Consider the following 23,731-nt stretch of genomic DNA (forward strand, 5'->3'; position numbering starts at 1 on the left):
CTTGCCCGCAGTGCACGACGGAGGCCATTACGGTGAAGACAACATTCAAGCGAAAAAAAACCAGACCCGAAGGTCTGGTTTTTTCAAGCGGCTGGAACCGGATCAGCGTGGGCTGCGACGTGCGACCGGGCGAGCGGGGCCGCCTTCGTTGCGTCGTGGCTGGAAATCGCCGCGCATGGCGCCGCGCTCGGCGTTGCCACGGTCGCTGAAACCACCGCGATCGCCGGCACCTGCCGGCTTGTCACTGCGGCCAAAGCTGGAGAAGCCACCCGGCTTGCCCACGGTGCGGGCCGGAGCACGATCACCAAAACCGCGGCCGGCAGCCGGGCGCGTGTCGGGGCGGTAGCCGCCTTGTTCGCCGCGGTTGTCACCCCGGTTGTCGAAACGGCCTTCGGGGCGCTGTGGCTCGGCACGGCCTTCGAAGCGTGGATCAAAGCGCGCGTCTGGGCGGCGGAATTCGGTACGCGGTGCTTCAGCGCGGCCTTCCGGACGACCTTCAAAACGCGGGCCTCGCGGGGCTGGGCCACGGCGGTCGGCGAAGCGGTCGTTGGAACCACCGAAGCGGTCACCACCGCGCGCTGGCGGGCGGCCACGGCCGAAGGTGTCGGCCTGCGGTGCGCGCTGGCGCGGCTCAAGGCCGGGCACGGTTTCCACGTTGATGCGTTGACGGGTATAGCCTTCGATGTCGGAAATTTTGCGGCGATCACGCAGTTCGGCAAAGGTCACCGCCAGGCCATCGCGGCCCGCACGACCGGTGCGGCCAATGCGGTGGGTGTAGTCCTCGGCCTTCATCGGCAGGCCGAAGTTGAACACATGGGTGATGGTGGGCACGTCAATGCCACGGGCCGCCACGTCGGTGGCCACCAGAATCTGCACCTGGCCGGCACGCAGCGCCATCAAGCGGCGGTTGCGAATGCCCTGGCTCAGGGCACCATGCAGCGCCACGGCTGCAAAGTTGGACTGTTGCAGGTCGGTGGCCAAGCCATCGCATTCGATCTGCGTGCTGCAGAAAACGATGGCCTGGTTGATGCTGGTGTCGCGCAACCAGTGATCGAGCAGCTTGCGCTTGTGGTCGGCGTTGTCGGCCCAGAACAGCACCTGCTTGATGTTGGCGTGTTGCTCCTGCGGCGAATCGATCTGCACCTTCTGCACATGCTTGCCGCCGTCGTGCATCACACGCATGGCGAGCTGCTGGATGCGTGGCGCAAACGTGGCGCTGAACATCATGGTCTGGCGACGCTGGCTGGTGAGTTCATTGACTTCGGCCAGGTCGTCGGCAAAGCCGAGATCCAGCATGCGGTCGGCCTCGTCCACGACCAGGAACTGCACCTTGTCGAGCTTGAGCTGCTGCGAGCGCTGCAGATCCAGCAGGCGCCCGGGAGTGGCCACCACGAGGTCGGCATTCTGCAGACGCGCAATCTGCATCTGGTAAGGCATGCCACCCACCACGTTGGCAATGCGCAGACCACGGCAATGGCGCACCAGGTCAATGGCGTCGTTGGCCACCTGTTGGGCCAGTTCACGCGTGGGGCACAGAATCAGGGCGCCGGGGGTGGCGGCCTTGAAATTGCGCGGGCTGGTGGGGTCCTTGCGCTTGGGCGCCTTGGGAGGCGCTTCGCCGCGGGCAATCGCTTCGGCAGACAGGCGCTCGCGCTCGGCACGCTCATGGGCTTCGGCGTCGGCACGCTGTTGCAGCAAGGTGTGCAGCACAGGCAGCAGGAAGGCCGCGGTCTTGCCGCTACCCGTCTGGCTGGAGACCATCAGGTCGGCAAAACGCTGCTCACCTTCGGCCAGCATGGCCTTGGGGATCACGTTGTTCTGCACGGCCGTGGGCTGCAGATAGCCAAGGTCTGCACAGGCCTGCACCAGTTCAGGCGCCAGGCCAATCAGCTCAAAACCATTGGGGCCGGCGGGCACTTCAGGCTCGGCCATGGGGGATGTGGAAATCTCTGCTTCGGTGTCGGCAGAGTTCATTTCGGGCGTGAATTCGCCGCGGGCTTCAAAAGAGTCGCTCATGTTCGTCCATGCGCAAAAACGCGCAATTGATCGAATGCAGACGCTGAATGGGATGCCGACCTCAATGGGTGGCAGCTCCGGGGCGCTAGATCCGTTCGTGGTTACAAAACATCAACCATCAAACGATCAACGCGCCATGGGTCACAAGAGTTGACGCCGGGAGCGAAGGCCCCATCCGCTGTGCCAGGCTGAAAAGCTTGGCGGGCTGCTGCGAGCCGTTGCCGGCTGCGCGTCAACCCCGTGTTCGGGGGGCCTGGTGTGTGAGGCAGATGCACAAATCATCGCAGTTGCCTGCGAAGCCTTTGATTATCACACAGATTCAGGGAATACCCTGAATGTTTTTCTGTTCAAGGTTCGTCAGCCGGCAAAAAAGCTCAATCCAGGATAGCTGAAACGATCTGGAACAGGATGGCGGCCAGCACTGCCGTGGCAGGCACCGTGATGATCCACGCGGCCACGATGCGCATCACCACAGAGCGCTTGACGATCTCTTTCTTGATCGCTTTCTTCAGCGCCTTCTGCTCCTTTTTTGCAAACACGGCCCCTTCGTCGCTCTCGCGCAGCTTGGCGCGGCGCTTCATGTCGGCCAGCATCCGCTTCTTCTCCTGTACTTCGGCTGCCTCGAAACGGTGAAGGTAGGCTTCGACTTCGGCACGATCGGCTCCCTGATGGCCAGCAAACACCACCGCTTCCATCTTGGCGTAGTTCACCTTGAGCAGTTCGCGCAAGAAACCCACACCGAACACAGCACCAATGGTCACGTGTGTGGTGGACACCGGCATACCGAGTTGGGAAGCCACAATCACCGTCAAGGTGGCGGCCATGGCAATCGAATACGCGCGCATGTTGTCCAGCTCGGTGATCTCCTTGCCCACCGTGCGGATCAGCTTGGACCCGTACAGCGCCAGACCCACGGCCAGGCCCATTGCACCCAGCACCATGATCCACAGCGGTGTGGCTGCCCTGGAAGCAATGGCCCCACTCTTCACTGCTTCATAAATGGCCGCCAGCGGCCCGATGGCATTGGCCACGTCGTTGGCACCGTGTGCAAAACTCAGCAACGCGGCGGAGCAGATCAGGGGCCAGGTGAACAGGCGGTTGACGCCCTGTTTGCTGTTGTCCTGCCGCAGGGCCAATCTGCCCAAGGGCTTGCGCACGAACCACCACACCACCACGGCCACGCCAGCGCCGGCCAGAAGCGCCACGGGAAACGCAACCTTGACGATCTGCCCCAGCCCCTTGAGAAGCATGTAGGTGGTGTAAGCCCAGACCATCAGCGCGATCAATACCGGCACCACACGACCGGCAGCATCGGTCTTTTCGTTGCGGTAGGTCACGCTGCGCTTGATGAGGTACAGAAACCCCGCCGCCAGTGCACCGCCCATGAAAGGCGAAATCACCCAGCTCATCACGATGGCCCCGATGGTGTCCCAGTTCACCAGCCCCCAGCCTCCAGCGGCGATGCCGGCGCCCATGACCGCACCGATGATCGAATGCGTGGTGGACACTGGTGCCCCCACCGCGGTCGCCAGATTGAGCCAGAGGGCGCCCGCCAGCAGCGCCGCGAACATCACCCAGGCGAACGTGGTGGCATCGCCGATCTGGGCCGGATCGATGATGCCACCCTTGATGGTGCCCACCACTTCACCACCGGCCACAATGGCTCCCAGCGCCTCGAACACCGCCGCGATCACGATGGCCCAACCCATGGTCAGCGCGCCCGATCCGACCGATGGGCCCATGTTGTTGGCCACATCGTTGGCACCGATGTTCATGGCCATGTAGGCACCAACTCCGGCCGCCACAATCAGCAGCCAGGCGGCCGATGAGGTGAGTCCGATGGTCGATGCGCCCGTCAGCGACGCATAAATACCCACCATGACGAGAAACAAAACCGCAGCACCCAGCTGTAAAGCTTCCTGGTGCCGAGCCACAAAACGCGAACGGGATTTTTTTGTCATTGAAAATTCACGAGAATTTCACGATTCTGACATGATCGAACGGCCAGTCCGCTCGACGGACCGCAGGCGCCTGCGCGTCTGAAGCTGGCGCCGCGACTCAGCGCAGAAAGTGTTCGCGGTAATGTTCGAGTTCGTCGATCGACTCGTGCACATCGGCCAGCGCCGTGTGCTTCTGCTGCTTCTTGAACGCGTCGTACACCTCCGGACGCCAGCGCTTGGCCAGTTCCTTCAGCGTGCTCACGTCCAGGCAGCGGTAATGGAAGTACGCCTCCAGCTTGGGCATGTACTTCACCAGGAATCGCCGGTCCTGGCTGATGGTGTTGCCGCACATGGGGGAGCCGTTTCTGGGCACATACTTGCCAATGAAAGCCAGCAGTTCGGCCTGAGCCGCCTCTTCGTCCACCGTGCTGGCCTTGACCTTGTCGATCAGGCCGCTCTTGCCATGGGTGCCCTTGTTCCAGTTGTCCATGGCCGCCAGCAACGCGTCGCTCTGGTGAATCACGATCACCGGGCCTTCCACGCGTGGCGTGAGCTGCGGCCCTGTGATCACCACCGCGATTTCCAGCAGGCGTTCTTTTTCGGGGTCCAGGCCACTCATTTCGCAGTCGATCCAGACCAGATTCTGGTCACTTTTTGTCAGTATTGGGGTGGCGCCGGCCTCAATGACAGGGGGTGCTGGTGTTTTTATGCTGGTCATGTGCCGATTCTCACCGATCTGCGAAACAGGGCCCGATGAGCGGCATGCCCTGCTCAGGCACCCACCCTCTCCGTCTTCGATAGACTCCCTCTTCATGGACACCGCTTCCCTCACACTCACTGCTGTTTTCTGCATCCTCCTGCTGGTAGGTCTTGCCATGCGCATGGTGCTGGCCAGCCGGCAGATCCGTCACGTGGCCCGCCATCGGGACGCAGTACCTATCGCCTTTGCACAAACCATCACGCCGGAAGCCCACCGCAAGGCCGCCGACTACACCATCACCAAGACCCGTTTCGGCTTGCTGGAACTGGCGCTGGAGGCGGCGCTGCTCCTTGCCTGGACCTTGCTGGGGGGGCTTGAATGGCTGAACATGACGCTGCTGGCCGCGCTGGGCGGTGGCATGGTGCAGCAATTGGCGTTGCTGGCGTCCTTTGTGCTGATCGGCGGGCTGGTGTCCTTGCCGATGGGCTGGTGGTCGACCTTTCGCATCGAAGAGCGCTTTGGCTTCAACAAGATGACGCTGGGTATGTGGGTCGGCGATCTGCTGAAGGGCACACTCGTCGGCGCCTTGATCGGCCTGCCCATCGCGGCTCTGATGCTCTGGCTCATGGGTGCTGCCGGCCCACTGTGGTGGGTCTGGGCCTGGGGCGCGTGGATGGCGTTCAACCTGTTGCTGCTGGTGCTCTACCCCACGGTCATCGCACCCCTGTTCAACAAATTCGAGCCGCTGAAGGACGAAGAACTGAAGTCGAGGGTGAATGCACTCATGCAGCGATGCGGCTTTGCCGCCAGCGGCCTGTTCGTGATGGACGGCAGCAAACGCAGTGCGCACGCCAACGCCTACTTCACCGGCTTCGGCGCCGCCAAACGCGTGGTCTTTTTTGACACCTTGCTGCAACAACTCAGCCCGCCAGAAATTGATGCGGTGCTGGCGCACGAACTGGGACACTACAAGCGCCGTCATATCGTCAAACGCATTGCCATGATGTTCGCCGTGAGCCTGCTGGGTTTCGCCTTGCTGGGCTGGGCATCGCAGCAAGCCTGGTTCTACCTGGGCCTGGGTGTCACGCCTTCGATGGATGCGCCCAACGACGCACTCGCCCTGCTGCTGTTCATGCTGGTGATCCCGCTGTTCACCTTTTTTCTGTCGCCGCTGACCGCGCTGCTTTCCAGGCGCCACGAGTTTGAAGCCGACGCCTACGCCGTGACCCAGACCAGTGGATCGGACCTGGCTTCCGCACTGCTCAAGCTCTACAAGGACAACGCGAGCACCCTCACCCCCGATCCGGTGTACGCCCGGTTCTATTACTCGCATCCCCCAGCGAGCGAACGCCTGGCCAGACTGCGCGCTGCCTGAGATGAAACACCCCCGCGCCGCTTCGCGTCACCCCCTCAAGGAGGCGGCACTGGCCGTCCGTCCTGAGCTTGTCGAAGGGCGGCCCGGCGGTGCCCCTGGATGGGACCGTTTCATGCGTCGCAGTAGCGCTTCGGCGCCATGAAAACTGGCTCGATCTCACCATCATCACAATGCACCAGAACCGCCGAGCGCTCAGCGCCACCGAACTCGTCACCCATCTGACCCAGCTCAATGGCGACCACGCACAGGGCTGGAAGCTGTTGGACGGGGCACTGGAGAAGGCGTTTGCATTCGCCAACTTTCATGAAACCATGGCCTTCGTCAACGCGGTGGCCTGGATCGCGCACCGGGAAGACCATCACCCCGACCTTTCGCTGAGCCATGGGCGCTGTACGGTGCGCTTCAACACCCACGATGCGGATGGCATCTCGCTCAGCGATTTCCATTGCGCCGCTGCGGTGGACCAACTGCTCAAGGCCTGAATGAACACATACCCTCACAGGTGGCCGCTTTGAAACCTCGCCACGCGCAGCCGCCGGCCGCTTCTGCCGAAACGATGGGTGGTCTTGTGGTGGCTGCTTTTGGACGACACTGCCTGGTGGAGACTGCGGACGGCACGCGGCGCATCTGCCACCCGCGTGGAAAAAAAAGCCAAGTGGTTGTGGGCGATCAAGTGCAGTGGCAGCACACGGGCGACGAAGGCAGCATCGAGCGTGTTGAAGAGCGTCGGAACCTCTTCTACCGTCAGGACGAGCTGCGAACCAAGTCATTTGCCGCCAACCTCGACCAGGTGCTGGTGTTGATCGCAGCCGACCCGGAGTTTTCTGAAACGCAACTGGCCCGCGCCCTGATCGCGGCAGAAGCCGAGCGCATCGACGTGCTGGTCGTGCTGAACAAGAGCGATCTGCAACCCGCCTTTGACCGGGCCTGGGACCGTCTTGCCCCCTATCGCCGCATGGGGTGCACCGTGCTACCGCTCAGACTCAAGGGCAGTACGGCTGCGGGTTCGGAAGCCGGCATTGACGAACTTCTGGCGAAGCTGGCCGGCAAACGAACTCTGGTGCTGGGGCCGTCCGGCGCAGGCAAGAGCACCCTGGTGAACCGGTTGGTGCCTCATGCGCAGGCGCTCACCGGCGAGATATCAAAGGCCCTGAATTCCGGCAAACACACGACCACAAGCACCACTTGGTACTGGACCGACACCGAACGGCAAACCGCGCTGATCGACTCCCCCGGTTTTCAGGAATTCGGCCTCAACCACATCGAACCCATGCAGCTCGCGCAATACATGCCCGACCTGCGCGCCACACTCGGCCACTGCAAGTTCTACAACTGCACCCATCTGCACGAGCCTGGCTGTTCGGTGATCACCCATGTGCACGGCGGCCATTCAGGGTCCGACTCAGCCACATCGGACAACCTGTCCATCAGCGAGAACCGCTATCGCATATATCGCGACCTGTTTGCGGAACTGTCCGACAAGCGTATGTATTGAAAAGCACCCCCGCAGCGCTTCGCGCTACCCCCTCAAGGGGGCGATACCAGTGGCCCGGCAAAGCCGGTTCCACGGTATCTCTGGAAGGGGTCATTTCGCGCCGGAGAGACTTTGCTGCGGTGCGCCGCTTCCAGAGGGCGCGCTGAAAGCGACGCAGGAAAAAAAACACCGGGCAACGAGGTACATCCATCCAGAGACACCGAGGATCCGGCTCCGCCGGTCCAAGGTGTCGCCCCCTTGGAACGTGTTTATGGTCTGCGTGGGGTCCCCACGCAGACCGTAAACACGTTCCCACAGGGGGGTGGCGCCGAAGGCGACGCGGGGGGTGGCTTTGCTCAGCCGATCAAGCGGGCCAGGGTGAGCAGGGCCAGCAGCAGCATCCACAGCACCACAGTGCGCCAGACCAGGCCCACCACGCCGCCGAGGTGCACAAGCTGCGGATCGGGCCGGAAGCTGCCATCTGCCTGTGAAGCCAGCACCTCTTGTGGTGCCTGAGCAGCCAGACGCACGTTCAGCGCACCCGCCGTGGCCGCCAGCACCACACCGTCGCTGCCGGGTGCATGCCGGGCCGCCTCGCTTCGCCAGTTCGCCACGGCATCTTCAAAGTTGCCCACCACTGCAAACCCCAGTGCGGTGGAGCGGGCGGGCACATAGTCAATCCATTGCCAGGCACGTGCCGCAGCCACCTGAAGGGCCAGGCTCGGTGTGCCGTCGGCTCTGGCGCGCCAGTTGCGCGAAAGGTACTCTGCCAGGCGGTAAAGCACCGCGCCCACCGGCCCCAGGCCCAGCATCCAGAAAAAGACAAACACAATCAGCACCCCGAACACATGGCGATGCGCCGACACCACGGAGTGCTCGATCACCTGGCGCAGCAGCTCCGTGCGTGGCAGGCTGTGTGCATCCACGCGCAGCCATTGGGCAAATTTCTCACGGGCAGTCAGATCATCGCCACTTTCCAGCGCCTGGCGAATATCGCTGAAATGGTGGCTGAACTGTCGAAACCCCAAGGTGACATACAGCACCCCCACGAGCCAGACAAAACCAAGCAAAGGGTTGAGGTAATTCAGTCCCCAATGGGCCACCCAGGCCACCCCGGCAGGCACGCCCACCGCAAGCAACCATGCCAGCCAGCCATGGGCCGACTCGCCGGCATCCAGGTTGCGCCGCACCAGCCTCACCCACCCGCGCATGGCGCCATGCACCGGGTTGTCGTACGCCAATGGGCGAGCCTGCTCCAGCAGCAAGGCAATGAGGATGGCAAAGAAACTCATGGGTGCCATCATAGCGGTGGCACACAAAGGTTCAGGTTGACAGCAGGCGGTAGAAGTTGCGCAACATGCCCGCCGTGGCCCCCCAGATGAATCGTTCGCTGGCGCCATCCTGGTAGGGCATCGAGTACCACTCACGCACCACCCCTTCAAACTCGAACACGTGCCTGCGGTGGTGGGCGGGATTCATCAGAAACGCCAGTGGCACCTCGAACACATCGGCCACCTCGTAAGGGTTCGGCTGCAGCAAGAAATCGGGCTTCACCAGCCCGACCACGGGCGTGATGACAAACGCACTGCCGGTGGTGTAAATCGGCAAAGTACCCAGCACTTCAATGGCGTCTGCCGGTAAACCGATTTCTTCATGGGCCTCGCGCAGTGCAGCGGCCGTCGGGTTCGCGTCTTCGGCGTCCACCTTGCCGCCTGGCAAGGCTATCTGGCCAGAGTGCGTGGACAGGTGTGCTGTTCGCTGGGTGAGGATCACGGTGAGACAGTCCCGCATGACAAGGGGCAGCAGAACAGCCGCATGGGCCGTTTCGCGGTTCATGAACCTCTGTTCGCGATGCAACTCCGGCGTCCACACGGGTGGGCTGGCAAACAGCCTGCGCAGACCTTCCGGCGTCATCCGGTCGGCATGGGCGGGACGCAAGTGATGGTCGTCGTCCCGAACCAGTACGGGCACTTCACGGGGATCGAACTGGGGCAGCAACTGTGTCATGTAAGGCGCGAAAACAAGAAACGACGGCTTCATTCTGAACCAACACCGAACAGCCGCGTGCGGGGACACGCGGCAGCCCTGCCAACAAGTGACGGAATGGAGCACCCAGAAAAAAAGGCCGCTCCGGAGAGCGGCCTTTCAGCGATGACACGGGGCCAATGGCCCGCGCATCAAGCGCCCAGCTTTTCCTTGATGCGTGCCGACTTGCCGCTGCGCTCGCGCAGGTAGTACAGCTTGGCGCGACGCACGTCACCACGGCGCTTGACTTCGATCTTGGCGATACGGGGGCTGTACAGCGGGAAGGTGCGCTCGACGCCTTCACCGTTGGAGATCTTGCGAACGATGAAGCTGGAGTTCAGGCCACGGTTGCGGCGGGCAATCACCACGCCTTCGTAAGCCTGCACACGCTTGCGCGTGCCTTCGACCACGTTCACGCTCACGATGACGGTGTCACCGGGGGCAAACGGGGGGATGTCTTTGTTCAAACGAGCAATTTCTTCTTGCTCAAGGGTCTGGATGAGGTTCATGGTTTCCTGATTCACGATCATGCCCGCGCTGCACTAAAGGCCACGAATCCGGCAGGGGCCCTGTCCATTGGGTCCATGACACATGGACACCATTGCGGGCTGGCCCGGTCACGGCGGCCGGTCAGAGGATCGAAAAGCTTTTGATTATAGCTGTTCTCGAAAACGCAGGAAAGACTCATCCTGCGGGCTCAAAGCGCCCTGGGCGCGCGCCTGGTCCAGAAGGTCTGGCCGCAGGCTGGCGGTGAGCGCCAGGCTTTGCTCGCGGCGGTAGCGGGCGATGCGCTCGTGGTGCCCGCCGAGCAACACCTCAGGCGCCGGCATGGGGCCATGGGGCCCGTGCCAGACTTCCGGGCGGGTGTGGTGCGGGCTGTCCAGCAAGCCATCGAGTGCGGGGTTGAAACTGTCCTGCTGATGGCTGCCTTCGTCGCTGAGCACGCCCGGCTGCAGGCGGGCGACGGCATCGAGCAAGGCCATGGCCGGGATCTCGCCGCCCGAAAGCACGAAGTCGCCGAGGCTGATCTGGATGTCGACACAGGCGTCGACGAAACGCTGATCCACCCCTTCGTACCGACCACACACCAGCACAGCACCCTCCCCCTTCGCCCAGGATTCGACGCCCGCGTGGGAGAGGCGCTCACCGGTGGGCGTGAACATCACCACAGGTGCCTGCTGGTCTGGCGGGTCACCCCGGTCGGACCGAACCGCCTGCAAACACTTCCAAAGCGGCTCGGCCATCATGACCATGCCGGGGCCTCCCCCGAAGGGACGATCGTCTACCCGTCGGTACTGTCCTTCGGCAAAATCCCGGGGGTTCCAGAGCCTCACACTCACCAAGCCGCCCTCGAAGGCACGCCTGTTGATGCCGCTCTTGAAGAACGGTTCAAAGAGCTCGGGAAACAGGGTGATGACGTCGAATCGCATGCACGTATTGTCCCCCTGGGGATTCAATAGTCTTTTTGCCAGTCGACCGTGATGCGGCGGGCCACTCGGTCCACGTCGTCGACGTAGGCCGAGACGAAGGGGATCATGCGCTCGGCCGTCTGCGGCTCGCCATCGACGGCATCTTCTGTGTACTCCAGCACCAGCACGGCGTTGGGGCCGGTCGACATGAGGTCGCGCACCACGCCCATGTGCTCGCCTTCGCGGTTGACCACATCGAGGCCGATCAGATCGACCCAGTAGTACTCCCCTTCGGGTGTGGGGGGGAATACGCTGCGAGGCACAAAGATGCGAACACCTTTGAGCGATTCGGCCGCACTGCGGTCGTCCACGCCTTCAAACCTGGCAACAACGCCGTCAGCATGCGCTTTGATGTCGGCCACGGCGACCGAAACGCAGCCGCCAAACGCCGAGAAGCCACGCGCGAAGCGGGCTTCGGGTGGCTGAAGAAACCATTGGGTAGAGGCAAACAGCGCCTGCGTATCGGTGCTGTGGGGGTGGATGCGCATCCACCCCTTGATGCCCCAGGCCTCCTGGATACGACCCAGTTCGACGGCATCGACCGGCAGGGCCGATGCCGCAAAAGGCGTGGGCGATGGGCTGCTCACCAGAGGGTCACCGGGGCAGCCAGAGGATCAGGCCGCGACGGCCTTCTCGGCGTTCTGCTTGACCAGACGGGCCACGGTATCGGACGGGGTAGCACCCACGCCGGTCCAGTAGGTCAGGCGATCCACAGCAATGCGCAGAGGCTCCTCGCCACCGCGGGCCAGCGGGTTGTAGAAACCAATGCGCTCGATGAAGCGGCCATCGCGGCGATTGCGCTTGTCGGCAACCACGATGTTGTAGAACGGACGGGATTTAGAACCGCCACGGGAGAGTCGGATGACGACCATGATTTATCCTTCGGGTGGAGAGGTACCAAAATCGGTACTTCACCGGGTTCTTGCGGGATGCAACACATCCTACACAACAACCCGCTTGATTGCAGCGCTTGAGACACACGACTGACCACCCGGCCAGCGAAACGCCGCAAAGCCTGCGATTATAGCCCGTGCGGCAAAAAACAAGATGCCGTCCGACCGAACCTCACCTGAACCTCACTCATGCCGCTCATTCGTCCCAGCGTCGATACCGATCTTGACGCCATTACCCGCATCTACGGTCACCACGTGCTGCACGGCACAGGCACGTTCGAGACCACCCCCCCTGCTGCACAGGACATGGCCGCCCGCCGCGCCGACGTGCTTTCCAAAGGGCTGCCCTGGCTGGTCATTGAAGAAGATGGACAGGTGGCCGGGTTCGCCTACGGCAACTGGTTCAAACCAAGGCCGGCATACCGTTTTTCTGTCGAAGATTCGATCTACATGGCGCCCGAAGCAGCAGGCAAGGGATGGGGCCGCGCCCTGCTCGCCGAGTTGATGGCGGCATTTGAACGCGCTGGCGCCCGCAAGGTGATGGCCGTGATTGGCGATTCGGCCAACGCAGGCTCGATCGGCGTCCACAAAGCGCTGGGCTTCGAGCACGTGGGTACCGTGCAGTCGTGTGGCTGGAAATTCGATCGTTGGCTTGACATCGTATTGATGCAAAAGAGCCTGGGACCTGGCGACACCACGCCTCCGACCGACATCGAAAGTCACCAGTGAGCGGCGCCAAGCACAAGACGCTGGCCGTCGGGCTCGCATTGCTGGGTGGCTCGCTGGGCCTGCATCGTTTTTACCTGCGCGGCCTGGGTGACTGGGTCGGCTGGCTGCACCCGGTGCCTGCCGCGCTGGGGTGGTGGGGTGTGGACCGGGTGCTCACCTATGGGCAGGACGACAAACTGTCGTGGGTACTGATTCCCCTGCTGGGTGCTTCAGTGGCAGCAAGCTGCCTGATGGCGATCATCTATGCGCTGACCGAAAAAGAGAAATGGAACCAGCAGTTCAACCCAACGCTTCCTGCGGACGCCAGCGCCGGCAGCACAAACTGGCTGACCATCGGCGCCCTGGTATTTGCACTGCTGCTGGGCACCATCGCTTTCATGGGCAGCCTGGCCTTCGGCGTCCAGCGGTACTTTGAGTACCAGATTGAAGAGGCGAGAAAGATCAGTCAGCCGGCAGACGACTGAGTCGTCGATGGTGATGCAGGAGGGCAAGCCCTCACCACCATGACATCACGAGCATCACAAGACTCAAGGTCAGCAACGCGGCAACAGTTGACACACCCATGCTGGCGGTCGTGGTTTCCTGTGCCACTTCGTAACGCTGCGCGAACAGAAACACGTTGGCACCTGTGGGCAGCGCTGCCGCCACCACCATCACCGTCAACGGCAAGCCGGTGATGCCGAATGCCCATGCGCTCAAGCCCACCATCACGGGCAACACCAGGTTCTTGGACAGAGTGGCCCAGAGCGCCGGCTGCCAATGCCCCGTGAGTGGCGTGCGGGCCAACGTGATGCCCACCAGCACCAGTGCAATCGGACCAAAAGCATTGCCCAGCAACTGCAGCGGTCGGTCGATCACTGTGGGCAAGGACCACCCGGTCTGGGCAAACAGCAGGCCACACAAGATGGGCAGGGGCACCGGATGGATCAATGCGCTCTTGAAGGCAGACCAGGTGGTGGCCAGCAGGTGCGGCTGCTCCATGCCGGCCTGTCGGTTTTCGCGCGCCACCGCCAGTTCCAGCACAACGGTGGCGGTGGTCAGCAGCAGCAGCGCGTGCACCGACACCAGGGTCAGCAAGGTCACCAGACCCGCCTTGCCGTAAGCCAGCTCCACCAGCGTGATGCCAATCATCACCATATTGGAAAAAACCCCGGTGAGCGCCAACACCACACTGCGGCGGTTGAAGCCTCGCCATCCGATCAGCACCGCCAGCAACACCCCCGCTGCCAGGAAATAGGCCACCAGCGGCCGCAGATCCAGCTCTTCGAAGCGCACCGCACTCATGGTGCGAAACAGCAGCGCAGGGATCAGCAGCAGAAAGACCAGATTGGACAGGTCCTTGATGGCGGCGTCCCGAATCCATTGCAGGCGCCCGGCCATGAAGCCAATGGCAACGAGCAGAAAGACGGGGGCGAGGGAAGCAAAAACAGGATGGGCAGATGGGTTCACCCGCCAATGTTAAGGCCGTCGAACCGAAAGGTCGCTCACAGGGGTGGATGGATGGCCTGGCAAGACCCCCTCCGTCAGGCAAGTAGCGGCTCACCCAGCATGTAGCGCGCGAAGTGCGACAGCGAGTCGCGCATGAAACGGCGTCGCTCTCGCAAGCTGGGCCATTGCTGCCCGGCAGGACCATCTACGATGAGGCAGGCCAGACCGTGCACCTGCGCCCAGTAGATGGGGGACAGCGCCGCCACTTCAGATTCGCCATGCAGCAAGCACACCATGCGCTGGAGTTCACCGTGGGCCGAGTCACCAGCCTCTCGGGCTGCCGGGTACCGCGATGGGTCGCAAATTTCAGGCCTGAACATGATGCGGAAGATGCCCGGCCGGTCGATCGCAAAGCCGACGTACGCCTGTCCCGATTCCATCAGGATGGCATGACGGCCCTCGCCGGCATTGCGCTGATTGGCCAGCGCCAACCTTCGGGCCAGCTCCACGAAACCCTGGGTCACCAGTTCGCCCAGGATGCTTTCCCGATCGGCGAAGTGGTGATAAGGCGCCTGATGCGTGACACCACTGCGTCGGGCCACCTCGCGCATGGACAACGCAGCCAACCCCTCGGTTTCGAGGAGTTGCTCACTGGCTTCAAGAATGCGTTGACGCAGATCAGGAGCGGTGGCTTTTTCGGAACGGCGTACGGACATGTTGCTGGGTGGAAGCAGACGCAAGTGGGCAATCAAAGGCATCAGCATAAGCGCACTTGACACCGTCTAGTTTTATTTCTACCATTTCACCAAACCAGACAGTGTCTAGTTTTTTCCGACTCGTCCATCTTTGTTCACTGTTGATCCCATGACTTTCAACCTTGCGTCCGCTCCGGTGGCCGAACCACCCAATCCGGCATGCCTCATTTCCTCTTCGGCACAGCGCAACAGAAGGGGCCAGACATGACGCCACTTGCGCAGCTCGATCCCGACACCGCCTTCGGTTGGGCCAACACTCTGGCCCTGCTGGCATGGCTGTCGCTGGCACTTTCACCGGCCAAGGCACGCTGGACGCCTTGGATCTGGCGCATCACCGGGCGCGCATTGCCCGTTGCTTTCGGCATGGTTTATGGGGCCTTGCTGGCGCTTCACTGGCGCGGCGAGGGCGGCTTCAACAGTCTGGACGATGTGCGCGCCATGTTCGCCGTGCCGGGCGCCCTGGCCGCTGGCTGGGTGCACTACCTGGCCTTTGACCTCTTCGTGGGCACCTGGATCTCCGAACGCAGTGCACAGCTCGGCATCGGCCATGGCTGGGTGCTCCCACTGTTGTTGTTGACTTTCATGCTGGGCCCGCTCGGCATTCTCGCTTTTGTGCTGGTTCGTGCGCTGCGCCGACCGGCTTCCCTGAAATGGCAACCCGGAGCAACCCCATGAGCCTCCCTTCCTCCCCAGCATCCCGCATGATCGGCACCCCTGCTTCCGCATGGCAGAACCCCTTCCAGACTTTTCTTGCCGAATCCCTGTCGCGCCAGAGGGCGCTCACCGTCTTCGCACTGCTGATGTGGGCGGCCATGCTGCCCACGTTGCTCGCCTGGGGTCTGGACGACCGCCAACTGCGAGGCGTCAACGTGTGGATCAAACCACTCAAGTTCATGGCATCGGTCGGCCTCTTTGCCCTGTGCACGGCGTGGTTCATCGGCCTGCTGCCCCCTGATCGAAGAACCCATCGCATCATCAGGATCGTGGTGGGCATGCTCATCGGTGCCGGCCTGTTCGAGATCGGCTACATCACCCTGCAGGCAGGGTTGGGCGTGGGCTCGCACTACAACACCAGCAGTGCGTTTCACGGCGTCATGTATTCGCTCATGGGTGCAGGCGCGTTGGTACTGACGGCCACACAACCACTGCTGGCCTGGCAAATCGCACGCCACGCACGACCCGAGGTGCCCAGGGTATGGCGTGACGCCGTGGTGCTGGGCCTCGTGTTGACCTTTGTGCTGGGTGCAGGTTCGGGTGGTCTGCTGGGTTCGGTTCAGCCCCCCTCTGGCGCTGGCCTGCCGATTCTGGGCTGGCATTTCTCAGGTGGTGACCTGCGTCCCGCCCATTTCATTGGCATGCATGCCCAACAATGGTTGCCTTTGGCGGGACTGCTGCTGGTCCATTCGACGCCACGGTTTGCGCGCGTCGCCTTGGTTGCGGTCACGTTGCTGGTGGTGGGCGTTTGGCTCTGGGCATTGGCCAATGGGCTGGACGGCGCGGTATTCATCACGCCGGGGATCCCGCGATGAATCGCTGGGAAGCCGCTACTTCACACCGACTGCATCGGTGAACCGGTAGTAGAAGCCAAAGGGATCATTCGGCAAAACGTGGAATGTGCCTTCCACCACCACGGCCCCGAGGCTGTACTTCACCGGCACCTTGGTGCGCACCTCCACCATGCTTTCAGGGCCGCCTGGCGTGCAGAATGAACAGGTGAGCGGCACGGACGACAACAGAAAATGGCGCTGCTGTTCACCCGGGTCCAGCGGCATCATGAAACCCTGCAGCCGCTGCTTCTTCTGGTCAAGCGCCTTCACCTCGGCCGAATACACCGGCACGATGCGCTTTTTTTCAATGCGCGTGGTCACGTCGGTCAGCAGCGACCAAGCCAGCACGTCTTCGCGCCTGGGCAGCGGCGCAAACGGGCTGAGCGGGCTGTGAACGCCCGCACCCTCCCCACTGGGCAAAACGCCACCATGGCCCTGAGCGTCAGGAGCCTGGCCTGCCGGTGGCAGCGGCGAGGTCAGGGTCTGCGCCCAAGCCCCACCCATCAAGGCGCCCGACAGGCACAGCAGTAAAAGGTCTCGACGACACGAAAGCAGCGGAATGGAAAGAAGTCGAGGCATCAGCGTGAACGAATCAGAACGGGAAGTGACAGGTTGCAGAGTCATTGTGTGCCCACCGGCACCCAAGCTCAATGCGCGTGGCGCATGCCACAGTATTTGCCCAACGCAAGACCTTTGCAAGCGGCCTGGAGTTCCGCCGTACAGACCTTTTCACCTTTGCCCGCCTCCAGGCACTTGGCGGCGCCTTCGTGGGCGGCGGCCATGGCGCGGTGGCGCTGGATGTCTTCCTTCACTTCCTTCTCGGAGTGCTGAGCCATGGCCACGGAAGCCAGCAAGGCGGTGGAAAGGATCAGGAGTGCTTTTTTCATGAAATGGACCTCGGATTCAGGAGTTGAGTGACATCGATGCGGTAGACGCTGGCGACCGGCAGACACGCCGCCACCACCGCCACCCCCAGGGCCAGCACCGGCACCCACCCCTCGGCAGGTACCCATTGCCAACCCGAAATGGACAGCGACTGACTGTCCACCAACCACTGGCCGATCAGGGTCGCCAGGCCGTGAGCCGCCAACAGACCCAGCACGCAGGCCAGCGCCGCCAGCCAGAGCGCTTCCAGAAGCAGCAGCAGTGCCACCCGCTGCGGCGGTGCACCCAGCATGCGCAACATGGCCAGATCGTCGCGGCGCTCGCGCACCGCATTCCACAGCGCGATGAACACCGACAAACCCGCCACAGCGAGCAACACCGCCGCAAGCGCACGCAGGGCCTGTGTGCCCACGCCCACCATGTGGAGCAGGCGGGTGATCTCGATCGCGGGCGCGGCCGCCTGCATGGAGGTGGACTGGTTCACAAACCGCGGAAAACTCGCTGCCGCCAATGGCGTTTTGTAGCTCAGAAGGGCCAGCGTGATTTCTCGGTCAGCCGCCAGCGCCTCGGCCAGCTCGACCTTTTCAGCCTCGCTCATGCCATCGCCCGCATGCACGTCATCGTGCACCTGCCAGACGGATTCGCTGGCGGTGAGGATCAGTCTGTCCAGGACGCAACCGCATGGCGCCAACACACCGGTCACGACGTACGGCGTGGCGTCGTGCACCGCACCGCCAGTGCCCAGCCCGTGCATGCCTTCAAAGGCCTGGCCCAGCTTCAAGCCAGTGTGCTCGGCCACCCGGGCGCCCAGCACAGCCTGCATGGGTGCGGTCCACAGAGCACCCCGCGCCACCTTTGCCCCGTAATGCGCCACATAGGCGTGCGTGGTACCCACGATGCGGTAACCCTGCAGGTTGTCCCCCAGGCTCAGCGGAATCAGTTGGGCCACCTGTGGATGCTGGGCGAGCTGTTCCGCCTCGGCCAGGGGTATGTTGCCGGGCGGCACATCGATGTGGAACACTCCCGACAGGATGAGCTGCATGGGGCTGCCCTTGGCACCCACCACCACGTCAATCCCTGCCAGGTCTCGCTCAAAGGCCCGCGCGGCCTGGTCCTGCACGATGATCACAAAGGCCATGGATGCCAGGCCCAGCGACAGCAGAATCAAATTGAGTGCGGTGGACAGAGGGCGTGCCCAGAGGTAGCGCCACGAGAGGCTGAACGCGTTCACGCGTGCACCTCCTGCCCCACCGATTCAAACGGCAGCTCCTGCGCCTGCGGCAGGGCCTGTCGAACCCTCGCATCGTGCGTGGCGATCACCAGGGTGGCGCCAGCCGCATTGGCAGCGTGCATCAGCAATGCGAGTGCTGCTTGACACGCAGCGTCGTCCAGGCTGGCCGTGGGTTCGTCTGCCAGCACGACCCGGGGCTGCATCAGCACGGCACGCGCCAGCGCCACGCGCTGTGCCTGCCCGCCAGAGAGCTGGTGTGGGCGCCGACCGGCCAACGCGGTCAAGTCAAGCGCGGCCAACGAGCGCCGAATGGCTTCGCGGTCCAACGGCACACCGGCCGCAAAGTAGGCCAGTGCCAGATTGTCGTGCACCGTGAGGGCGCTGCTCAGGTGCAGCTTCTGCGGCAGAAAGCCCACATTCTGTGCGCGCCAGCGGTCGCGCTGCCCGGAGCGCAGTACACCCACCGACTGACCGGCCACCACCACCTCACCCTCTGCAGGCGTGAGCAGCCCGGCCGCCAGCGCCAGCCAGGTGGATTTGCCGCTGCCCGAAGCGCCGCGCAACAACAGGGTGCCGCCTTGTGGCACCACCACATTGCGGAAGCACAAGGGGGCATGGCCCGCGTAAGCGAACCGCAGGTCGCGGGTTTCAATCACGCCCGAGGTTCCTGTGCTGCCCCGGGCTCGACACACGAAGCACAGGTGCCGTGCACAGCCAGATCGACCCGCGTTCCCGCATGACCCATCTGGGCCAGCGCCTGGAAAAGGTGGTGGGTGGCGATGCGGGTGGGCTCGCTGGCGTCGAGCAGGGGGAACTGCCGGTGGCAGGCGTCGCATTCAAACCGAGGGGCGACGTCGGGCGAAGCATCGGTTGACAAGGGTGCCAGGCTGAAGCGCCAGGTACGCTGATCGTCGGTCTGACGCTGCAACACGCCACACCCGGCCAGGCGGTCCAGCAAGCGGTAGAGCGTGACGCGGTTGATGTTCAGGCCTCGCGCCGTCAATGCTGCGAGCGCCTGCGCATGCGTGAGTCCACCATTGGGACGCGCCAGGAACAGACCCAGCACCGCGCGTGTGGCCAGCGTTCGGCGCAGGCCGGCGACTTCCAGCCGGGACTGGATTTCGGCCGGTACAGACACAGCCACTTTCGGATTGGGATGGACCACAGGCGATTCTCAATTTATTGCAACTGGGTTGCGTCATTGTTGCACTAACGCCATCAGGTTGCAATAAAAACCGCCTGTCAAATCGGTGAACACTTGCCCGGGGGCATATGTTGCGCTGGTGTGCTGTCCCGCTCCGGATAGGCGTACCGGCTGGGCGATGCGCTCACCACTACACTGTGCACCCCTCTTGCGCGCGACCCCGGAGACCCCCTTGCCCGTCACCCACCTGCTCCTCGCTCTCGCGGTGGTCTTCGTCTGGGGCACCAATTTCGTGGTCATTCGCTGGGGGTTGGACGGCATGCCGCCGTTCCTCTACGCCACACTGCGCTTCGTCTTCTCTGCCCTGCCCTGGCTACTGTTTGTGCCGCGTCCCACGGTGCCCTGGTCGCGCATGGCCACGTTTGGCGTCCTGCTGGGTGTGGGTCAGTTCGGCCTGCTGTTTCTGGCCATGCGCAGCGACATCTCGCCCGGCATGGCGTCGCTGGTGGTGCAGTCGCAGGTGTTTTTCACGATTGGCCTTTCCCTGATCTGGCTGCGCGAGCGGCTGCGGTGGTTTCAGGGCGTGGGTCTGGCCCTCGCACTGGCAGGGCTTGCCGTGATCGGTCTGAATCTGGACGCCACCATCACCCTCATTGGCGTGGCACTGGTCATGGCTGCCGCGTTCTTCTGGGCCTGTGCGAATCTGGTGGTGAAGTCCCTCGGACCGGTGAACATGTTGCACTTCATGGTCTGGAGCAGCGTGTTCGCCATACCGCCCTTGCTCGCTTTGTCCCTGTGGCTGGAGGGCCCTACCGCCATGGCTGGTGCCATGCAGCACGCAAGCGCTGGCGTATGGGTCAGTGTTTTCTGGCAGGCCGTGGGGAATACCTTGTTTGGCTACGGCGTGTGGAACTGGCTATTGGCCCGTCACCCGGCAGCAACGGTCACGCCACTGGCTCTGCTCGTGCCGGTGTTCGGCATGGGAGCTTCAGCGCTGTCGCTGGGCGAATCGCTGCCTGGGTGGAAGCTGGGTGCGGCCACCCTGGTGCTAGGTGGGCTGGCAGTGATCGTGCTGTGGCCCAAGCTTCGGCAGCGCTTGACCAGCAAGCTGCATGACGCCTGAAACAGGTGACGTCACAGTTGGCGTTGGAGCTCGTCGAAGCGCAGCGCGCGAAAGGGTTGCACTCTCAGACAGGGCTTAGACAGGCTCATCCCAATAGGCTGTGTTGGAAGGAAGGACCTACTTCGCAAGCCTTGCAAAGGTCTTGCGAAACTTCGCCACTTTGGGTGCGGCCACTGCCATGCAATACCCCTGGTGTGGGTTGCGCTCGAAAAAGTCCTGGTGATAGGGTTCGGCCGGCCAGTAGTTGCTCAGTGCCAGCACCTCGGTCACGATGGGGCGTCCGAACACGTTGTCTTTGGACAGCTCGGCAATGATGCCCTGTGCCTCGGCTTCCTGTTCCGGCGAGGTGAAGTAGATACCGCTGCGGTACTGCGTTCCCACGTCGTTGCCTTGACGGTTGAGCGTGGTGGGGTCGTGCACCACGAAGAAAATCTCCAGCACATCGCGCGTGCTGATCACGGCGGGATCGTACTCCAGCCGCACCACTTCGTTGTGGCCGGTGTCACCGGAGCAAACCTGTTCGTAGCTGGGCTGCATCACGTGGCCGTTGCAGTAGCCGGACTCGACATCGGTCACACCTTGTACCTCCTTGTACACCGACTCCGTGCACCAGAAGCAACCTCCTCCCAGCACAAGCACTTCTCGATTGTTCTCTGCCATGGTCCGACTCCTGCATATGTAGCGTTGCAAGCTGCGCTCAACTGGTGAACTGACACACCCTGCAAATGCTGCTGGGTGCGGCCTTTACTTTATCGGTTGGGCAAAGCCCCGCACCGCTGCGAGGAATGCCGCCAGCGCGGCCTGCTCACGCTCGGTCTTCCAGAGGCAGCGCGTGTCGTAGGGCGGCGTCTCGCCCTTGAGCGGGATGAAACGCACATCCGGCATACCTGCCATGGCCAGCGCCTCGGGCACCAGCGACACGCCCAGGCCCTGCGCGACCACCGACACCACACTCAACCAATGCCGCAATTCAAACCGCACCTCCGGCAGGAACCCGTGGTCGGCACAAAGCCCCAGGATGCGGTCGTGGTAGTCGGGCGACACCGACCGTGAAATGGCCACAAAAGGCTCGCCCGCGAAAGCCGCCGGGTCGATGCTGCGCCGTTTGGCCAACCGGTGCGAGCTGGGCAAGCAGGCCACAAATGACTGACGCGACACCAGCACCTGCGAAAACCCGCTGGCCACCCGCGGCGTGTGCACGAAGCCCACATCCAGCCGGTCGTGCATGAGATCCACCAGTTGGTCGCTGGAACTCATCTCGCGCAACACCAGGCGCAGTTGGGGATGTTCGGCATGAAAGTGCTTGAGGATCTGCGGTAGCCCGCGATACAGCACCGTGCCTGCAAACCCCACCTGCAGGCTGCCCACCACGCCTTGTGCCACCTCGCGTGCCTCGCGCGCGGCAGCTCCGGCCCGCTCCAGCAATTGACGGGCCGCCGGCACAAACGCCTGCCCGGCGGCCGTCAGCTGCACCCCCCGGCTGTTGCGGGTGAACAGCTGCGCGCCCACCGACGCCTCCAGTTGCTGGATGTTGAGCGACAACGGCGGCTGGGTGATGGCCAGGCGCTGGGCGGCTCGACCGAAGTGCAATTCTTCGGCCAGCACCAGAAAATACCGCAGGTGGCGGAACTCCATGAATAGATTTCCTGTATGGATGAATACCTATTCGATATTAGACAGGTATCCATCAGCAAACGACAATGCGCCATTGCCACCCCACCCGGAGACACCCATGCTTTCCCCCACCAAGACCAAAGCCAGCTTCAGCTGGGAAGACCCCTTCCACCTGAGCAGCCAACTCACCGATGACGAACGCCAGGTGCAGGAGGCCGCCTACGCCTACTGCCAGGAAAAGCTGCTGCCGCGCGTGACCGAGGCCTTCCGCCACGAGAAGACTGATGTGGCCATCTTCCGCGAGATGGGTGAACTCGGCCTGCTCGGCCCCACCATTCCGGAGGCCTACGGTGGCAGCGGTCTGAATTACGTGTGCTACGGCCTGGTGGCGCGCGAAGTGGAGCGCGTGGACTCCGGCTACCGCAGCATGATGAGCGTGCAAAGCTCGCTGGTGATGGTGCCCATCAACGAATTCGGCTCTGAAGCGCAGAAACAGAAATACCTGCCCAAGCTGGCCACCGGTGAATGGATCGGCTGCTTCGGCCTGACCGAACCCAACCACGGATCCGACCCCGGCAGCATGGTGACCCGCGCCAAGGCCGTGCCCGGTGGCTACAGCCTCTCGGGCGCCAAGATGTGGATCACCAACAGCCCGATTGCTGACGTGTTCGTGGTGTGGGCCAAGGACGATGGCGGCCAGATCCGTGGCTTCATTCTGGAGAAAGGCTGGAAGGGCCTGAGCGCCCCGGCCATCCACAGCAAGGTGGGCCTGCGCGCCAGCATCACCGGCGAGATCGTGATGGACGAAGTCTTCGTGCCGGAAGAAAACGCCTTCCCCGAAGTGCGCGGCCTCAAGGGCCCGTTCACCTGCCTGAACAGCGCGCGCTACGGCATCGCCTGGGGCGCACTGGGCGCGGCCGAAGACTGCTACTTCCGTGCCCGCCAATACGTGATGGACCGCCAGCAGTTCGGCCGCCCGCTCGCTGCCAACCAGCTGATCCAGAAAAAGCTGGCCGACATGCTGACCGAGATCAGCCTGGGCCTGCAAGGCTGCCTGCGCCTGGGTCGCATGAAGGACGAAGGCACGGCCGCGGTGGAGGTCACCAGCATTCTCAAACGCAACAGCTGCGGCAAGGCGCTGGAAATTGCCCGCATGGCCCGCGACATGATGGGTGGCAACGGCATCAGCGACGAGTTCGGCGTGGCGCGCCACCTGGTGAACCTGGAGGTTGTGAACACCTACGAAGGCACGCACGACATCCACGCGCTCATCCTGGGCCGGGCCATCACGGGCATTCAAGCCTTCTCCTGAGGCGCTCGCCGGGCAGGGTGCAAACTACGCCCTGCCTCGCCTGAGGCTGGCACACTTTCTGTTAGCTTCGA

Annotated in this window: 27 protein-coding genes; 9 read left to right on the forward strand and 18 right to left on the reverse strand. The window is 63.0% G+C overall.

The features are described from left to right. Positions 1 to 102: 102 nt before the first annotated feature. From Q7V46_RS04795 to orn, 3 genes are all read right to left on the reverse strand, one after another. Positions 103 to 2,016: a DEAD/DEAH box helicase gene (locus Q7V46_RS04795; protein WP_304912376.1), complete on the reverse strand. Its 1,914-nt coding sequence runs from the start codon at positions 2,014 to 2,016 to the stop codon at positions 103 to 105. A gap of 374 nt (positions 2,017 to 2,390) precedes the next feature. Further along, positions 2,391 to 3,977 carry an inorganic phosphate transporter gene (locus tag Q7V46_RS04800; protein ID WP_304912377.1) on the reverse strand — a complete coding sequence of 529 codons (1,587 nt, stop codon included), beginning with the start codon at positions 3,975 to 3,977 and terminating at the stop codon, positions 2,391 to 2,393. A gap of 97 nt (positions 3,978 to 4,074) precedes the next feature. Next, positions 4,075 to 4,674 carry an oligoribonuclease gene (gene orn / locus Q7V46_RS04805; protein ID WP_304912378.1) on the reverse strand — a complete coding sequence of 200 codons (600 nt, stop codon included), beginning with the start codon at positions 4,672 to 4,674 and terminating at the stop codon, positions 4,075 to 4,077. 94 nt (positions 4,675 to 4,768) lie between these two features. Between orn and Q7V46_RS04810 the strand changes: the two genes are divergently transcribed. From Q7V46_RS04810 to rsgA, 3 genes are all read left to right on the forward strand, one after another. Next, complete coding sequence (locus Q7V46_RS04810) at positions 4,769 to 6,031, forward strand: M48 family metallopeptidase (RefSeq protein WP_304912379.1); 1,263 nt, start codon at positions 4,769 to 4,771, stop codon at positions 6,029 to 6,031. A 170-nt stretch (positions 6,032 to 6,201) separates the two neighbouring features. After that, entirely contained in the window at positions 6,202 to 6,513 is a 312-nt protein-coding gene (locus Q7V46_RS04815) for a 4a-hydroxytetrahydrobiopterin dehydratase (RefSeq protein WP_304912380.1), read from the forward strand. Positions 6,514 to 6,587: 74 nt separating this feature from the next. Then, a complete protein-coding gene (rsgA, locus tag Q7V46_RS04820; protein ID WP_304912498.1) occupies positions 6,588 to 7,526 on the forward strand; it encodes a ribosome small subunit-dependent GTPase A in 939 nt (312 codons plus the stop codon). A gap of 335 nt (positions 7,527 to 7,861) precedes the next feature. Here rsgA and Q7V46_RS04825 read toward each other — a convergent pair whose 3' ends face one another. The 6 genes from Q7V46_RS04825 to rpsP form a co-directional block, all read right to left on the reverse strand. Continuing rightward, positions 7,862 to 8,797, reverse strand: a complete 936-nt coding sequence (locus tag Q7V46_RS04825) for a CobD/CbiB family protein (protein WP_304912381.1) — start codon at positions 8,795 to 8,797, stop codon at positions 7,862 to 7,864. A gap of 31 nt (positions 8,798 to 8,828) precedes the next feature. After that, positions 8,829 to 9,512 carry a CoA pyrophosphatase gene (locus Q7V46_RS04830; protein ID WP_304912382.1) on the reverse strand — a complete coding sequence of 228 codons (684 nt, stop codon included), beginning with the start codon at positions 9,510 to 9,512 and terminating at the stop codon, positions 8,829 to 8,831. 170 nt (positions 9,513 to 9,682) lie between these two features. Then, a complete protein-coding gene (rplS, locus tag Q7V46_RS04835; protein WP_304912499.1) occupies positions 9,683 to 10,039 on the reverse strand; it encodes a 50S ribosomal protein L19 in 357 nt (118 codons plus the stop codon). Between the two features lie 144 nt (positions 10,040 to 10,183). Beyond that, entirely contained in the window at positions 10,184 to 10,960 is a 777-nt protein-coding gene (trmD, locus tag Q7V46_RS04840) for a tRNA (guanosine(37)-N1)-methyltransferase TrmD (RefSeq protein WP_304912383.1), read from the reverse strand. Positions 10,961 to 10,983: 23 nt separating this feature from the next. Beyond that, complete coding sequence (rimM, locus tag Q7V46_RS04845) at positions 10,984 to 11,586, reverse strand: ribosome maturation factor RimM (protein WP_304912384.1); 603 nt, start codon at positions 11,584 to 11,586, stop codon at positions 10,984 to 10,986. A gap of 27 nt (positions 11,587 to 11,613) precedes the next feature. Continuing rightward, entirely contained in the window at positions 11,614 to 11,871 is a 258-nt protein-coding gene (gene rpsP, locus Q7V46_RS04850; protein WP_304912385.1) for a 30S ribosomal protein S16, read from the reverse strand. A gap of 210 nt (positions 11,872 to 12,081) precedes the next feature. Between rpsP and Q7V46_RS04855 the strand changes: the two genes are divergently transcribed. Further along, positions 12,082 to 12,621, forward strand: a complete 540-nt coding sequence (locus Q7V46_RS04855) for a GNAT family N-acetyltransferase (protein ID WP_304912386.1) — start codon at positions 12,082 to 12,084, stop codon at positions 12,619 to 12,621. Further along, positions 12,618 to 13,085, forward strand: a complete 468-nt coding sequence (locus Q7V46_RS04860; protein ID WP_304912387.1) for a hypothetical protein — start codon at positions 12,618 to 12,620, stop codon at positions 13,083 to 13,085. The genes Q7V46_RS04855 and Q7V46_RS04860 overlap by 4 nt, the downstream gene beginning before the upstream one ends. 31 nt (positions 13,086 to 13,116) lie before the next feature. Here the strand turns inward: Q7V46_RS04860 and Q7V46_RS04865 are convergent, their stop codons facing one another. Beyond that, positions 13,117 to 14,070 carry an AEC family transporter gene (locus Q7V46_RS04865; protein WP_304912388.1) on the reverse strand — a complete coding sequence of 318 codons (954 nt, stop codon included), beginning with the start codon at positions 14,068 to 14,070 and terminating at the stop codon, positions 13,117 to 13,119. A gap of 74 nt (positions 14,071 to 14,144) precedes the next feature. Next, positions 14,145 to 14,765 (reverse strand): TetR/AcrR family transcriptional regulator, encoded by a 621-nt coding sequence (locus Q7V46_RS04870; RefSeq protein ID WP_304912389.1) that lies wholly within the window; start codon positions 14,763 to 14,765, stop codon positions 14,145 to 14,147. Positions 14,766 to 15,008: 243 nt separating this feature from the next. Between Q7V46_RS04870 and Q7V46_RS04875 the strand changes: the two genes are divergently transcribed. Then, a complete protein-coding gene (locus Q7V46_RS04875; RefSeq protein WP_304912390.1) occupies positions 15,009 to 15,479 on the forward strand; it encodes an ABA4-like family protein in 471 nt (156 codons plus the stop codon). Next, complete coding sequence (locus tag Q7V46_RS04880; protein ID WP_304912391.1) at positions 15,476 to 16,333, forward strand: hypothetical protein; 858 nt, start codon at positions 15,476 to 15,478, stop codon at positions 16,331 to 16,333. Before Q7V46_RS04875 ends, Q7V46_RS04880 begins: the two co-directional genes overlap by 4 nt. Before the next feature lie 15 nt (positions 16,334 to 16,348). On the opposite strand, the gene Q7V46_RS04885 is transcribed toward Q7V46_RS04880, so the two are convergent. The 5 genes from Q7V46_RS04885 to Q7V46_RS04905 all read right to left on the reverse strand — a co-directional run bounded on the left by Q7V46_RS04885 (position 16,349) and on the right by Q7V46_RS04905 (position 19,632). Further along, positions 16,349 to 16,930 carry a DUF3299 domain-containing protein gene (locus Q7V46_RS04885; RefSeq protein WP_304912392.1) on the reverse strand — a complete coding sequence of 194 codons (582 nt, stop codon included), beginning with the start codon at positions 16,928 to 16,930 and terminating at the stop codon, positions 16,349 to 16,351. A gap of 68 nt (positions 16,931 to 16,998) precedes the next feature. After that, positions 16,999 to 17,238 (reverse strand): hypothetical protein, encoded by a 240-nt coding sequence (locus Q7V46_RS04890; protein WP_304912393.1) that lies wholly within the window; start codon positions 17,236 to 17,238, stop codon positions 16,999 to 17,001. Beyond that, complete coding sequence (locus Q7V46_RS04895) at positions 17,235 to 18,467, reverse strand: FtsX-like permease family protein (RefSeq protein ID WP_304912394.1); 1,233 nt, start codon at positions 18,465 to 18,467, stop codon at positions 17,235 to 17,237. Before Q7V46_RS04895 ends, Q7V46_RS04890 begins: the two co-directional genes overlap by 4 nt. Then, positions 18,464 to 19,123, reverse strand: coding sequence for an ABC transporter ATP-binding protein (locus Q7V46_RS04900; RefSeq protein WP_304912395.1), 660 nt, complete (start codon positions 19,121 to 19,123; stop codon positions 18,464 to 18,466). The genes Q7V46_RS04895 and Q7V46_RS04900 overlap by 4 nt, the downstream gene beginning before the upstream one ends. Beyond that, the gene (locus Q7V46_RS04905) at positions 19,120 to 19,632 is read right to left on the reverse strand and encodes a Fur family transcriptional regulator (protein ID WP_304912396.1); all 513 of its coding nucleotides are present in this window, start codon (positions 19,630 to 19,632) and stop codon (positions 19,120 to 19,122) included. Before Q7V46_RS04905 ends, Q7V46_RS04900 begins: the two co-directional genes overlap by 4 nt. Positions 19,633 to 19,843: 211 nt before the next feature. Between Q7V46_RS04905 and Q7V46_RS04910 the strand changes: the two genes are divergently transcribed. Then, positions 19,844 to 20,734, forward strand: a complete 891-nt coding sequence (locus Q7V46_RS04910; protein ID WP_304912397.1) for an EamA family transporter — start codon at positions 19,844 to 19,846, stop codon at positions 20,732 to 20,734. A 117-nt stretch (positions 20,735 to 20,851) separates the two neighbouring features. On the opposite strand, the gene msrA is transcribed toward Q7V46_RS04910, so the two are convergent. After that, the gene (gene msrA / locus Q7V46_RS04915) at positions 20,852 to 21,394 is read right to left on the reverse strand and encodes a peptide-methionine (S)-S-oxide reductase MsrA (RefSeq protein WP_304912398.1); all 543 of its coding nucleotides are present in this window, start codon (positions 21,392 to 21,394) and stop codon (positions 20,852 to 20,854) included. Between the two features lie 84 nt (positions 21,395 to 21,478). Further along, positions 21,479 to 22,369 (reverse strand): LysR family transcriptional regulator, encoded by an 891-nt coding sequence (locus Q7V46_RS04920; RefSeq protein WP_304912399.1) that lies wholly within the window; start codon positions 22,367 to 22,369, stop codon positions 21,479 to 21,481. A 97-nt stretch (positions 22,370 to 22,466) separates the two neighbouring features. Here Q7V46_RS04920 and Q7V46_RS04925 point away from each other — a divergent pair, with 97 nt between their 5' ends. Next, positions 22,467 to 23,660: an acyl-CoA dehydrogenase gene (locus tag Q7V46_RS04925; protein WP_304912400.1), complete on the forward strand. Its 1,194-nt coding sequence runs from the start codon at positions 22,467 to 22,469 to the stop codon at positions 23,658 to 23,660. Positions 23,661 to 23,731: the final 71 nt, after the last annotated feature.

It is taken from the genome of Hydrogenophaga sp. (assembly GCF_030651625.1).
Classification (GTDB): Bacteria; Pseudomonadota; Gammaproteobacteria; order Burkholderiales; family Burkholderiaceae_C; genus Hydrogenophaga.